The 15211-nt window shown below is 75.1% G+C and carries 3 protein-coding genes; all 3 read left to right on the forward strand.

Annotated elements, in window-relative coordinates; genetic code table 11:
- Nucleotides 1–142 precede the first annotated feature (142 nt).
- From IG05_RS0125150 to IG05_RS0125160, 3 genes are read left to right on the forward strand one after another with little or no spacing between them, the layout of a single operon-like run.
- Nucleotides 143–1177 (forward strand): TauD/TfdA family dioxygenase, encoded by a 1035-nt coding sequence (locus tag IG05_RS0125150; RefSeq protein ID WP_107051410.1) that lies wholly within the window; start codon nucleotides 143–145, stop codon nucleotides 1175–1177.
- A complete protein-coding gene (locus IG05_RS0125155; protein ID WP_030345991.1) occupies nucleotides 1164–7619 on the forward strand; it encodes a non-ribosomal peptide synthetase in 6456 nt (2151 codons plus the stop codon). Before IG05_RS0125150 ends, IG05_RS0125155 begins: the two co-directional genes overlap by 14 nt.
- Entirely contained in the window at nucleotides 7616–14830 is a 7215-nt protein-coding gene (locus tag IG05_RS0125160; protein WP_030345993.1) for a non-ribosomal peptide synthetase, read from the forward strand. Before IG05_RS0125155 ends, IG05_RS0125160 begins: the two co-directional genes overlap by 4 nt.
- Nucleotides 14831–15211 lie beyond the last annotated feature (381 nt).

Here is a 15211-nt window from a genome sequence, read left to right on the forward strand (position 1 = left end):
GGTGGCGGCGCCGGAGAGCCTGCCGCAACCGCGCCCCCCGCCCCCAGAGAAGGAGGCGCAGTCACCGCGGCGCCGACGCTGCCGACGTGACTGCCGGTTGTTCTCTCCGAGCGGCGGCAGCCCCGCGGCGACGCTGGGGCGCATGACTGCGAACCCCTCCCTCCGGACCGCGCCCGCGGGCCGTACCCAGGAGCGCGACACGAGCCGCGCCCTCCCGCTGACGCTGTCGGCCGAGTCCCCCGGGACGCCCTTGTCCGCATACCTGTCGGACGCCCGACCGCTCGTCCGCGCCCGGCTGCTCGAACACGGCGCGGTGCTGCTGCGCGGTTTCGACGTCGGCGGCGTGGACGGCTTCGAGGCCGCGGTGCGGGCGGTGTCCGGGGCGCCGCTGCCCTACGCGGAGCGGTCCTCACCGCGCAGCACCATCAAGGGGCAGGTGTACACCTCGACCGACTATCCGCCGGACGAGGAGATCTTCCTCCACAACGAGAACTCCTACCAGGCGGACTGGCCGCTGACCCTGTTCTTCCACTGCGTGCAGCCGCCGGACACCCTGGGCGCCACACCGCTCGCCGACACCCGCCGGGTGTACGAGGCGATCGACCCGTCCGTCCGCGAGGAGTTCGCCGCCCGGGGCTGGATGGTCGTGCGCAACTTCTCCGACGGGTTCGGCGTGCCGTGGCAGCAGGCCTTCAACACCGGCGACCGCGCCGAGGTCGAGGCGTACTGCGCCCGCAACGGTGTCCGGACCGAGTGGACCGCGGACGGCCTGCGGACCCGCGCGCGCCGCCGGGCCGTACACCGCCACCCGGTGACCGGGGAGACGGTCTGGTTCAACCACCTCACCTTCTTCCACGTCACCACCCTGTCCGAGGAGGTGTGCGGCGCACTGCGGGAGATGTACGACGACGCGCGGCTGCCGACCAACACCTACTACGGCGACGGCCGGCCGATCCCGGACGAGGTCGTCGCACATCTGCGGTCCTGCTACCGCGCCGAGCAACGGCGCTTCGACTGGCAGCGCGACGACGTCCTCCTGGTGGACAACATGCTGTCGGCGCACGCCCGCGAGCCGTTCACCGGGCCGCGCCGGATCGCCGTGGCGATGGCCGAGCCCTACTCGGCCGCCGTACCGCAGTCCGCCGCGTCCGCGGAGGTGGCCGATGTCCGCCGGTGACAGCGGCCTGCCGCTCTCGTTCGCCCAGGAACAGCTGTGGTTCCTGGACCAGCTCCGCTCCGGCGCCTCCACCGAGTACCTGATGTGCGAGGCGTTCCGCATCCGCGGCCCGCTCGACACCGGGGTGCTGGAGGCCGCGTTCACCGAGATCTCGGCGCGGCACGAGGTGCTGCGCACCCGCTACGGCACCGCCGCGGGCGCCGGGGCGCAGTTCGTGGACGAGCCCCGCCCGGTCCGGCTCGCCCGGGTGGACCTCACGGACACCGGGCCGGCGGACCGCGAGGCGCGGGTGCGCGAACTGCACGCGGCCGAGCTGCGCACCCCGATCGACCTCCGCGAGCAGGCGCCCTGGCGGCTCACCCTGGTCCGGTTCGCCGAGGACGACACCGCGCTGCTGGTGACGGTCCACCACATCGCCTTCGACGGATGGTCCTGGGGCGTCCTGGCCCGGGAACTGTACGAGCTGTACACCGCGTTCGCGGCCGGCCGGCCGTCGCCGCTCGAACCGGTGGCGGTGCAGTACGCGGACTTCGCCCAGTGGCAGCGCGACACCTGGGCGGCCGCCCCCGCACGGGCCGAGCGGCGGCGCGGCTACTGGCGGGAACGGCTGGCGGGCCTGGAACCGCTGGAGCTGCCCGCCGACCACCGCCGCCCGGCGCACTGGGACCCGGCCGGGGAGAGCGTCCCGTTCACGGTGCCGGCGGAGCTGGCCGAACGGCTGGCGGTGCTCGGCCGGGACGCGGGCGCGACCCCGTTCATGGTGCACCTGGCCGCGTTCCAGCTGCTGCTCGCGCGCTGGTCCGGCCGTACCGACGTGGCGGTCGGCGTGTCGGTCTCGGACCGCTCCGAGGTCGAACTGGAGCCGCTGGTCGGCCTGTTCCTCAACACCGTGGTGCTGCGCACCGACCTGTCCGGCCGCCGCTCGTTCCTCGACCTGCTGGCGCGGGTCAGGGAGACCACCCTGGACGCCTACGAGCACCAGGACGTGCCGTTCGGCTGGGTGGTGGCCGACCTCGCGCCCGACCGGGACCCCTCCCGCAACCCGGTGTTCCAGGTCGGCTTCGCGCTGCACAACGCCGAACGCCGCCCGCTGCGGCTGCCCGGACTCGACGTCGTGAAGGCCGAACCGGGCACCGACCACTCCGCCTTCGACCTGTCGCTGCACCTGTCCGGACTCACCGACGGCTCCATCGAGGCCCGGCTCATCTTCCCCACCGCGCTGTTCGACCGCGCGCGGATCGAACGGATGGCGGCGAGCCTGCTGCGGCTGCTCGCCGCCGTCGCCGAGCACCCGGACGCCCCCGCACACACGCTGGAGACCGTCCCCGACGCCGAACTGGCGGCCTTCCGGCGCTGGAACCGCACCGAGACCGAGCGCCCGCGGCAGTCCCTCGCCGAACTGTTCTTCGCGCAGGCCCTCGCCACCCCGGACGCGGTCGCCGTGGTGGCCGGCGCCGAGGAGACCGGTTACGCCGACCTCGCCGACCGGGTGCGGCGCCTGGCCGGCGTGCTGCGCTCGCGCGGCGTCGGCCCGGAACGCGCGGTGGGCGTCGCGCTGCACCGCGGGAGGGACCTGGTCGCCACCGTCCTCGCGGTGCTCACCGCGGGCGGGGTGTACGTACCGCTGGCCCCGGAACACCCGGCGGAGCGGCTGGCCCACCTGGTCGCCGACGCCGGCGTGACCCTGCTGGTCACCGAACAGGCGCTGTCCGGACGGCTGCCGGCCCACCCGAACACCCTCGTGCTCGACGCCGTCCGCTCGCGGGAGGACGAACAGGCCCCGCCCCTGGAACCGGTGGCCACGCCCGGCACGCAGGCCGCGTACGTGATGTACACCTCCGGTTCGACCGGCCGGCCCAAGGGCGTCGTCGTACCGGAGGCCGCGATCCGCAACCGCGTGCTCTGGCCGGTGGAGCGCTTCGGCCTGGGCCCCGGCGACCGGGTCCTGCAGAAGACCACCATCGGATTCGACGCCGCCCTGTGGGAGTTCCTCTCCCCGCTGGTGTGCGGGGCCGCGGTGGTGACCGGCCCCCGGGACGCCCACCGCGACCCGGCGGTGATGCTCCGTGCCGTGGCCGATCACCAGGTCACCGTGCTGCAGGGCGTGCCGTCGATGCTGCGCCTGCTGCTGGAGGAGCCGGCCCTCGCCGACTGCGCCTCGCTGCGCCTCGTGTGCTCGGCGGGGGAGCCGCTGACCGCCGAGCTGGCCGGCCGGCTGCGCCGCGCGTTCGACGCCGAGGTGGTCAACACCTACGGCCCCACCGAGTGCGCCGTCGACTCCACCGCCTGGCACTTCGACCCGGACGAGCCCGGCGACCTGGTGCCGATCGGCCTGCCGCTGCCCAACGCCCGCACCTACGTGGTGGACGCCGAAGGCCGGCAGGTGCCCGTCGGGGTGACCGGCGAGCTGCACGTCGGCGGCATCGGTCTCGCCCGCGGGTACGCGGGCCGGGGCGACCTCACCGCCGACCGGTTCGTCCCCGACCCGGACGCGACCACGCCCGGCGCGCGCCGCTATCGCACCGGGGACCTGGTACGGCGCCGCGCGGACGGCGCGCTGGAGTACGTCGGACGCGCCGACGACCAGGTCAAGATCGCCGGGGTGCGGATCGAGCCCGGCGAGATCGAGGTCCTGCTGGCGGCCCACCCGTCGGTGGCCGCCGCCGTGGTGGCCGTGCACCGGTCCGGCACCGGCGACGCGCGGCTGACCGCGTACACGGTGCCCGTCGCGGGGGAGCGGCTCGATCCGGAGGCGTTGCGCGTCCACCTGGCCGCCGCGCTGCCGGAGGCGATGCTGCCGGCCGCCTTCGTGGACCTCCCCGAGCTGCCGCTCACCCCGAACGGAAAGGTGGACCGGCGCCGGCTGCCGGCCGCAGCCGAACCGGACCCGCCCGCCACCGGGGCCCGGGAGGCCCCGCGCACCGCAGCGGAGGAGGCCGTCGCCGAGCTGATGGCCGAGGTCCTCGGCGTCGAGCGGGTCGGCGCCGAGGACGACTTCTTCCTGCTCGGCGGCCACTCCCTGCTCGCCATCAAGCTCGTACTGCGGCTGCGGCGCGCCTTCGGCGCCGAACTGACCGTCGGCGAGCTGTTCCAGGCCCGGACGGTCGCCGCGCTGGCCGCCCGGGTCACGGCGGCCGGCGCCGGCCCGGAACCCGCCCCGGACACCGGTGGGGACGCCGTCCGGCCGGCGGGCCGCGACCGCCCGCTGCCGCTCTCCTTCGGCCAGCAGCGGATGTGGTTCCTCGATCAGCTGGAGCCCGGGACGCACGAGTACGTCGTCCCGCTGGCGCTGCGGCTGACCGGACCGCTCGACACCGTGGCGCTGCGCCACGCGCTGGACGAGCTGTCCGAACGGCACGAGGTCCTGCGCACCAGGTACCGCTCCGAGGGCGGCGAGCCCGTTCAGATCGTCGACCCGGCCGGGCCGGTGGACTTCACCCTGACCGACCTCACGGACGCACCCGACGCCGGACGCCGGGCCCGGACCCTGGTCGAGGAGCTGGCCCGCCGGCCGTTCGACCTCGAACACGCGCACCCGCTGCGGGCGACCCTGATCCGCACCGCCCCGGAGGAGCACCTCCTCGTCCTGACCCTGCACCACATCGCCTTCGACGCCTGGTCGACCAACGTCTACCTCCGCGACCTGGACCTCTCCTACCGGGCCCGCACCGCGGGTGAACCGTCGCCGCACGCCCCGCAGCCCGTCCACTACGCCGACTTCGCGGTGTGGCAGCGCGAGCAGCAGCGGGCCGGCCGGCTGGACCACCAGCTCGCCTACTGGCGCGACCGCCTGGACGGCCTCACCCCCGTCGAACTGCCCACCGACCGGGTCCGCTCGGCGGTCCGCGACGCCCGGGGCGACAACGTCGTGGTCGAGGTGGCGCCGGAGGTCGCCCGGGCCGTCGCCGAACTGGCCGGCCGGCACGGCGCGACCCCGTTCATGGTGCTGCTCGCAGCCTTCCAGGTGCTGCTGCGGCGCTGGACCGGCCGCGACGACCTCGCGGTGGGGACCCCGGTCGCCGGACGGACCCGGCAGGAGACGGAGGACCTGGTCGGGTTCTTCACCAACAACCTGGTCATCCGCAGCGACCTCGGCGGCGACCCGGTCTTCACCGAGCTGCTGGAGCAGGTCCGCGGCACGGTGCTCGACGCCTTCGCCCACCAGGACGTGCCGTTCGAGCACCTCGTCGACGCGCTGCAGCCGGAGCGGGACCTCTCCCGCAACCCGCTGTTCCAGATCATGTTCGAGCACCAGCACCTGGCGGGCGTCCCCGACCGGCTCGGCGCGGTCGCCGTGGAGCCGGTCCGGGCCGGACTGGGGACCGCCAAGTTCGACCTCACCGTGACCGTCAAGGAGCGCGGCGGGCGCATGTACTGCTGGTTCGAGTACGCGACCGCGCTCTTCGACCGGGAGACCGTCGAGCGGATGGCGGGTCACTACCTGACCCTGATCGGCAGCGTCACGGCCGCCCCCGACGCGCGGATCGGCGACCTCGGCATGCTCACCGAGGAGGAACGGCACCGCGCCCTCACCGCCTGGGCCGACCCGGAGGCCGAACGGGCCGGCGTGCTCGACCCGGCCGGGGAACACGACCTGTGCGTACCGGAGCTGTTCGCCCGGCAGGTCCGGCGCGCCCCGGACGCGATCGCCGTCGTCTTCGGCGACCAGCAGGTCAGCTACGCCGAACTCGACGTGCGGTCCGACCGGTTCGCCGCCCGGCTGCGTTCCCTCGGGGTCACCGCCGAGACGGTCGTCGGCTCCTGCCTGGAACGCGGTGTCGAGGCGGTGGTCGTACTGCTCGCCGTGCTGAAGGCCGGCGGCGTGTACGTGCCGTTCGACCCCCGGCACCCCGCCGAGCGGCTGGAGCTGATGCTCGCCGACGCCGGCCCGGAACTCGTGGTCACCACCCGCGCGTTCGCCGGCCGGCTCACCGGCGACCACCGGGTCGTCCTGGCCGACGCCGACGCCGACGCCCGGCACGAAGCGGACAGCGCCCCCGCCGCCCCGGTGCCCGTCGCGGCCCGGCCCGGGAACCTCGCCTACGTCATCTACACCTCCGGCTCCACCGGCCGCCCCAAGGGCGTGATGATCGAGCACCGCAGTTACGCCCACCACTGCCGGGTGATCGCCGACGCGTACGGGATCGCCCCCGGCGAACGGGTGGCCCTGCTGTCCGCGCTCACCTTCGACGTGGCGATGGACCAGATCGCGGCGACCCTGGTGGCCGGCGCCACCGTCGTCGTCGCCGACCCGGTGTTCTGGACCCCGGACGAACTGCCCGCCCGGCTCGCCGAGCACGGCGTCACCGTCCTGGAGATCACCCCGTCCTACTACCGGGCCGTCCTGGAGTCGCCCGACCTGCCACTGCTGGGATCGCTGAAGCTGATGAACGTCGGCAGCGACGTGGTCACCGGCCTGGACGCGCGGCGCTGGGCCGAAACCGGCCTGCCCGCCCGCTTCCTGTGCAACTACGGGCCGACCGAGGCCACCGTCACCTGCCTGCTGCACCCCGTTCCCGAGCCCCCCGCCGAGGGCGACGCGGCCGGCGCCCTGCCGCTGGGCCGCCCCGTCCCCGGCACCCGGGCCCTCATCCTCGACGCGGACCTGCGGCCCGTCCCGGTCGGAGTGCCCGGCGAGCTGTACCTCGGCGGCGTCCGGCTGGCCCGCGGCTACCACCGGCGGCCGGACCTCACCGCCGACCGGTTCGTCCCCGACCCCTTCGCCACCGAACCCGGCCGGCGCCTCTACCGCACCGGCGACCTCACCCGCCACCGCCCGGACGGCACCATCGAGTTCCTCGGCCGCATCGACCACCAGGTCAAGGTCCGCGGCCTGCGCATCGAACTCGGCGAGATCGAGGCGGCGCTCGCCCGGCACCCCGCCCTCCAGGAGGCCGTCGTCACCGCCCCGCAGACGGCCCCCGGCGAACGCCGGCTCGCCGCCTACCTCGTGGCGCGCCCCGGCAGCCCGGTACCCGACGTGGCCGAGCTGCGCGCACACCTGGGCGCCCTCCTGCCCGAGTACATGATCCCGTCGGTGTGGGTGCCGCTCGACGCGTTCCCGCTGACAGCCAGCAAGAAGATCGACCGCAAGGCCCTGCCGGACGCCTCGGCCGCCCTGGCCGGCGCCGCCCGCGAACACCTCGCCCCGCGCGACCCCGTCGAGGAGGCCGTCGCCGCGATCTGGTCCGAGGTCCTGGGTGTGCGGCGGATCGGGGTCCAGGACGACTTCTTCGCCCTCGGCGGCCACTCGCTGCTGGCCACCCGGGTGCTGGCCCGGCTCCGCGAGACGTTCGCCGTCGAGCTACCGCTGCGCCTGCTGTTCGAGGCCACCACCGTGGCCCGGCTCTCCGAGGCGGTGTCCGAGGCCGTGGAGGCCGACATCGCCGCGCTCTCCGACCACGAAGTGGCGGGCCTGCTCGCCGAGGAAGGTCTGCGATGACCGACACCAGGGACCGCGCCCAACTGAGGCAGGAGCTGCTCCGCCGGCGCCTCGCCGGGCGGACCGCGCCCATCCCCGCGGACGGCATCGCCCGCGCCCCGCGCGGTGGCCCGCTCCCGCTGTCCTTCGCCCAGCGCCGCCTGTGGATCCTCGACCGGCTCCAGCCCGGCGGCACCGAGTACCTGATGACCGTGGCGCTCAGGCTGCGCGGCCCCCTCGACCGGGCCGCGCTGCGCACCGCGCTGGACCGGATCCTGCACCGGCACGAAGTGCTGCGGACCCGCTACCCGGTGGTCGAGGGCGAACCCGTGCAGCTCGTCGACGAGCCGGGGAGCGTCCCCCTCGGCGAGGAGGACCTCGGCGCACTCGACCGGGCCGCCGCGGACGCCCGGATCGCCGCCCTGGCCACCAGCGCGCGCCGGCCCGTCGACCTCGCCGAGGGCCCGGTGTTCTCCGCCGTGCTGGCCCGGCTGGCACCGCACGAACACGTCCTCCTGCTCACCGTCCACCACATCGCCTGCGACGGGCGGTCCGAGGACATCCTGGTCCGCGAACTCGCCGAACACTACGCGGACGCGGTCGCCGGACGGCCGGCCCGCTCGCCACAGCCGCCGCTGCAGTACGCCGACTTCGCGCTCTGGCAGCGCGAACGGCTCTCCGGTGCGGCGCTGCGCCGCCCGCTGGACCACTGGCGGGAACGGCTGGCCGGACTCCCGCCCCTGGAACTGCCCACCGACCGGCCCCGCCCCGCCGTACGCGACTCGGCGGGCGGGCTGGCACCGCTCACCGTGCCGGCCGGCACCGCCCGGCGGCTGACGGCACTCGCCCGGGAACACGGCGCCACCCCCTTCATGGCCCTGCTGGCCGCGCACGCCGTCCTGCTCGGCCGCTGGAGCGGCCGGCGGGACGTCGCCGTCGGCTTCCCGGTGGCCGGGCGTGACCGCGCGCAACTCGACGACGTGGTCGGCCTCTTCCTCAACACACTGGTGCTCCGCGTCGACCTGTCCGGGACGCCGTCGTTCGCTGACCTGCTGCGGCAGGTCCGCGAACGCGCCCTCGACGCCTACGCCCACCAGGAGATCCCCTTCGAGCGGCTGGTCGAGGCGCTGGCACCGGAACGGGACCCGTCCCGTACGCCGCTGTTCTCCTCCATGCTGCTCTGGCAGGACGCGGCCGGCTCGCCGACGCCGGCCACGATGGGCCCGCTGACGGCCGAGCGGCTGCCGGTCGGCGAGAGCAGCGCCAAGTTCGACCTCACCGTGGGCCTCGCCGAGCAGCCCGACGGCTCGCTGTCCGGCGGCGTCAACTACGCCTCGGCGCTGTTCGACCCGGCCACGGCCGGACGGTTCGCCGCCCAGTTCGCCCGCCTGCTCCAGAGCGCGGTCGCCTCGCCCGGCACCCCCGTGGACGAACTGGAGATCCTGCCCGCGGCGGAACGCGACCGCCAGCTCCTCGACTGGAACGCGACCGACCGGCCCTACCCGGCCGGCACCCTCCCCGCGCTGTTCGAGGACCAGGCCGCCCGCACCCCCGACGCCGACGCGGTGCGCTTCGAGGGCGCCGCCCTCAGCTACCGGGACCTGGCCGAGCGGGCCGGCCTGCTCGCCCGGCACCTGCGCGGCCTCGGTGTCGGACCCGAGTCCGTGGTCGGCGTCTGCCTGCACCGGAGCACCGACCTCGTGGTGGCGCTGCTGGCGGTGCTCAAGGCAGGCGGCGCCTACCTGCCGCTCGACCCGGACTACCCGCCCGCCCGGCTCGCCTTCATGCTGGAGGACTCCGGCGCCCGCGCCGTGATCACCGAGCCCGGACTCGCCCCCCTGGTGCGCGACCGCGCACCGCACCTGGTCGACATCACCGGCGACCTCCCACCCGACAGCGCCGACGCCACCCCGGCCGGCCCGGCGGCCCCCGGGCACCCGGCCTACCTGATCTACACGTCGGGCTCCACCGGCCGCCCCAAGGGCGTGCTCATCGAGCACCGGGCCATCGTCAACCGGCTGCACTGGATGCAGGAGGCCTACGGGCTCGGCGCCGACGACCGGGTGCTGCAGAAGACGCCCTACAGCTTCGACGTCTCGGTGTGGGAGTTCTTCTGGCCGCTGATCACCGGCGCGACGCTGGTGCTCGCCCGCCCCGGCGGCCACCGCGACCCGGCCTACCTGGCGGGGCTGATCGACACCGAGGCGATCACAACCGTCCACTTCGTCCCGTCGATGCTGCGGGCCTTCCTCGCCGAACCGCTGCCGCCCCTGCCCTCGCTGCGCCGCATGGTGTGCAGCGGCGAGGCGCTCCCGGCCGACCTGGTCACCGCCGTCCACGAGCGGATCGGCTGCGAACTGCACAACCTGTACGGGCCGACCGAGGCCGCGGTGGACGTCACCGCGACCCGGTGCGAGCCGGGCCTGCCCGTCACCATCGGCCGCCCGATCGCCAACACCCGCGCCTACGTCCTCGACGCCGCCCTGCGGCCGGTGCCGATCGGTGTGCCGGGCGAACTCCTGCTCGGCGGCGTCCAGCTCGCCCGCGGCTATCTGAACCGCCCGGCGCTCACCGCCGACCGCTTCGTGCCCGACCCCTTCGCCACCGGACCCGGCGGGCGGCTGTACCGTACCGGCGACCTGGCCCGGTACCGCGCGGACGGCACCATCGAGTACCTCGGCCGGCTCGACCACCAGGTGAAGATCCGCGGCCAGCGGGTCGAACTCGGCGAGATCGAGGCCGTACTGGCCGCGGCCCCCGGGGTCGTGGCCGCGGCCGTCGCCGTGCACGACGAGCAGCTCGTGGGATACCTGGTGCCGCCCTCGGCCGACGTCGAGGCGGCCCGCGAGCACCTGCGCGCGCGGCTGCCGGAACACATGCGGCCCGTGCACTGGACCGTCCTGGAGGCGCTGCCCCTGACGCCCAGCGGCAAGACCGACCGCGCGGCCCTGCCCGCACCCGACCGGAGCCGCCCCGACCTGGCCGGCGCGTTCACCGCCCCCGGCACGGAGATCGAGCGGACCCTCGCGGACGCCTTCGCCACCGCCCTCGGCATCGACAAGGTCGGGGTGCACGACGGCTTCTTCCAGCTCGGCGGCGACTCCATGCGCGCCATCCGGGCCGTCGGGGCGCTGCGCGACCAGGGACTGGCCCTCACCGTGCAGGACGTCTTCGCCCGGCAGACCGTCGCCGAGCTGGCCCCGCTGGCGGCCGCCCGGCCGGCGGCCGAACCGGAGGAGACCACCCTCGCCGGCCGCTTCGAGCTGCTGGCCCCGGACGACCGCGACCGGCTCCCGGAGGGCCTGGTCGACGCCTACCCCATGGGCCAGGTCCAGGCGGGCATGGTCTACGAGATGCTCGCCGACCCCGAGCGCAACACCTACCAGAACGTCAGCACCTTCCAGATCCTGGACGACGGCCCGTTCTCCGCCGAGGCGTTCACCGGCGCGGTACGCCTGCTGATCGAACGGCACGAGATCCTGCGCACCTCCTTCGACCTCACCGGCTACTCCGAACCGCTCCAGCTCGTGCACGCCCCGGACGGCCTGGAGGTGGAGATCGGCGTCACCGACCTGCGCGGACTGCCGGCCGGGGAACAGCGGGCGCGGGTGCGGGACTTCCGGGCCGCGGCCCAGCGCACCCCGTTCGACATCGGCCGTGCGCCGCTGCTGCGCTACCACGCCCACCTGACCGGCGACCGGGAGTGGCTGCTCACGCACGTCGAATGCCACGCCATCCTGGACGGCTGGAGCCACCACTCGGTCATCGGCGAGCTGCGGGCCGCCTACCGCGCGCTGTCCCGAGGCGCCGCCACCCCGCCCGCCGCAACGCCACGGGTCCGCTACGCGGACTTCATACGGCTGGAGAAGCAGGCCCTGGCCTCGCCGGCGGACCGCGCGTTCTGGCAGGAGCGGATCACCGGCCACGAACGGCTCCGGCTGCCCGCCGACACCGCCCCCGCGGCGGCGGACTCGCCGGCCCCCGAGGTGCGGCTGCCCTGGAGGGACCTGGAACCGCGGCTGCGGCGCCTCGCCGCCGAGACCCAGACCTCGCTCAAGAGCGTCCTGTACACCGCCCACCTGAAGGTGCTCGGCCTGATCAGCGGCCAGCACCGGTTCCTCGCCGGGGCCGTCACCAACGGCCGGCCCGAACTGCCCGGCGGCGACCGGGTGCGCGGCATGTACCTCAACACGGTGCCGTTCGCCGTCGACCTGCGCGCACCGAGCTGGCGCGAGCTGGTGCGCTCGGTGTTCGCCGAGGAACTCGCCCTGTGGCCGCACCGGCGCTACCCGCTGCCCGCGATGCAGCGCGCATGGGGCGGCGGCGAGCCCCTCGTCGAGGTGGTCTTCGCCTACCTGGACTTCCACGTGCTCGACGAGCAGCGCACGGACATCGGCACGATCGACGACCACAGCCCCAACGAGTTCACCTTCGACGTGTGGACCTTCCCCGGCGAACTGCGCATGACCTGCCGGCCCGGCTGGGCCGACGAGAAGCGGCTGGCGGCCATCGGCGACGCCTTCATGGGCGTCCTCACCGCCATGGCCGACGACGCCGACGCCGACCCGCGCGCGTTCCGCGCCCCCGGCCTGGAGCAGACGGACGGCACACCGGCCACCACCCGGCCACTGCCCGAGGTCTGCGTGCCCGAGCTGATCGCCGCCCGCGCCCGTCCCGACGCGACCGCGCTGGAGGACGGGCGACGGCGGTTCACCTACCGCGAACTGGACGCCCGCGCCAACCAGCTGGCCCATCTGCTGCGCGGGCTCGGCATCGGCCCGGAGCAGCCGGTCGGACTCTGCCTGGACCGCGGTGCCGAGGCCGTGGTGGCGATGCTCGCCGTCCTCAAGGCCGGCGGGTACTACGTACCGCTCGACCCCGGCTACCCGGACGCGCGCATCGGCTACATCCTGGACGACGTCCAGGCCGGCGTGGTCCTGTGCCGCCCGCAGGACACCGCGCGCCTGGCCGCCTTCGCCGGCGTCCACGGCGTACCCCTGGACGCCGGGTGGGCCGTGCTCGACGGGCTGCCCGAGACCCCGGTCGCGGCGGGTACGGTCCCCGACAACCTGGCGTACGTCACCTACACCTCGGGCTCCACCGGCCGGCCCAAGGGCGTGCAGGTCACGCACCGGGGGATCGTCCGACTGGTGCACGACGCGAACTACGCCGACCTCGACCCGGACCAGGTGCTGCTGCTGCACGCGCCGCTCGCCTTCGACGCGTCCACGCTGGAGGTGTGGGGCGCGCTGGCCAACGGCGCCCGGCTCGCCGTCTGCCCGCCCGGGGCCGGCACGGCCGACGAACTGGCCGAGGTGGTCCGCCGGCACGGCGTGACACTGCTCTGGCTCACCGCCGGCCTGTTCCAGCACGTGGTGGAGACCCGCCCGGAACTCCTCGCCGAAGTACGGCAGGTGCTCGCCGGCGGCGACGCGCTCTCGCCCTCGCACGTGCGCACCGCCCTGGCGCACGGCGTGGCGCTGACCAACGGCTACGGTCCCACCGAGTGCACCACCTTCAGCACCGCCCTGCGCGGGGTGACCGAGGCCGACGCCGACCGCGGCGTGCCGATCGGCACGCCGATCACCGACACCCGGGTGCTGGTGGTCGACGAGAACCTCGACCCGGTGCCGGTCGGGGTGCCCGGCGAACTCCTGGTCGGCGGCCCCGGACTCGCCCGCGGCTACCTGGGCCGCCCCGACCTGACGGCGGACCGCTTCGTACCCGACCCCTCCGGGACCGTCCCCGGAGCGCGCCTGTACCGCACCGGGGACATCACCCGCCGCGACGCCGACGGGACGCTGTCCTTCATCGGCCGGCGCGACGGCCAGGTGAAGATCCGCGGCCACCGGATCGAGCCGGCCGAGGTGGAGGCCGCACTCGGCGGGCTGCCGTCCGTCCGGGCCGCGGCGGCCGCCGTACATCCCGGGCCGGACGGCCACAAGCGGCTCACCGGCTACGTCGTCCTGGAACCCGGGCACGGCCCGCTGGACGTAGCGGCACTGCGCGCACAGCTCCGGCGGCAGGTGCCCGACTACCTGGTGCCCGGCGCGTGGGTGGAGCTGGCCGCCCTCCCGCTCACCGCCAACGGGAAGATCGACCGGACCGCGCTGCCCGAGCCCGCCGCGCCCGTCGCGGCGTCGGCCCACACCGCCCCGCGCACCCCCGCCGAGCGGGCCGTGGCCGAGGTGTGGGGCGAGGTGCTCGGAGTGGAGAGGGTCGGCGCCGACGACGACTTCCACGTCCTCGGCGGACACTCCCTGGCCATCCTCCGGATCATCGCCCTGCTGCGCGAGCGGCACGGCATCGAGCTGACCGTCCGCTCGTTCCTGGAGCGCCCCACCGTGGCCGGGCTCGCCGCGGCCGCCGAGGCCGGCGCGCCGGAGGCCCGGTCACTGGTCTGGCTGCGGCGCGAGGGAACCCGGCCGCCGCTGTTCTGCGTGCACCCCGGGGGCGGCAGCGCCCACTGGTACCGCCCGCTGGTGCCGTACCTCCACCCCGACCAGCCGGTCGCGGCCTTCGCCTGGCCCGGCCTGCAGGCCGAGCACGGCCCCGTCCCCTCGACGGAGGAGATGGCGGAGCGCTACCTGGCCGAGCTGCGGGCCGAGGCACCGCACGGCCCGTACCGGCTGTTCGGCTGGTGCGGCGGCAGCGGCATCGCGAGCGAGATGGCGCACCGGCTCACCGCCGACGGCGAGGAGGTCACCTTCGTCCTGCTCGACCCCGGGCTGGACAACCACGAGCGGGCCGCGCTGTGGCGGGAGTACCGGCTGATCGAGAGCTGCGTGGCCAAGCTGACGGAGCTGGCCGCGGCGCCGCCCGGGCAGGACACCTCGGCGCTGCGGGCGGAGGCCCTGGCGCTGCTCGAACACCTGGTGGACGACGTCGACCCGGAGGTGGGGATCACGCTGCCGGAGCACGGCGCCGGTGACGTCTGGCTGCCCTCCGCGAAGATGTGGCGGGAGGTCATGGAGATGTGCCTGACCTACCGGCACCGCCCGTACCCGGGCCGGCTGCACCTGATCGCCAGCGACGAACTGGCCGACGGCGAACACGAGGTGGCCTCCGGGCAGTCCTTCCCCGACTACCTCGCCCGCTGGCGCGAGCTGACCGGGGACGTGACGCTGCACCGGATCACCGGTGACCACTTCGGCGTGCTGAGGCCCCCGCACCTCGGCCGGCTCGCCGAGGCCCTCACCGGCATCCTCGCCGGCGAGGAGGGCACAGGCTGACACCGGCGGACGGTACGGCCGGGAGGGCGGGGGCGCGCACGGCGCCCCCGCCCTCCCGTCGTCGTCGGCAACCCGGCGTGCGCGCCCGCCACTGAGCGCCCCGAACGCCCCGCAAGAACGCCCCGCAAGAACGCCTCCACTGAACGCCCCCACCGCGGAACCCGTAGCCGTGCCGCTGTACACGCGACCGGGCCGGGCTCCTGGTGCGGAGCCCGGCCCGGTTCGGGGGTGCGGGGTGGACCGCGGCGCAGGACCGCGGTTCGGTGGGGCGGTTCAGCCGGTGACGGCGACGAGGCGGAGTTCGCTGGTGTAGCGGTGGCCCTGGTCGTCGGTGAGCCAGGTCTGTTCGGGGGTGGGGAGCATCTCGGTGACGGTGAGGCG

This window comes from Streptomyces sp. NRRL S-1022 (assembly GCF_000720135.1).
Taxonomy (GTDB): Bacteria; Actinomycetota; Actinomycetes; order Streptomycetales; family Streptomycetaceae; genus Streptomyces.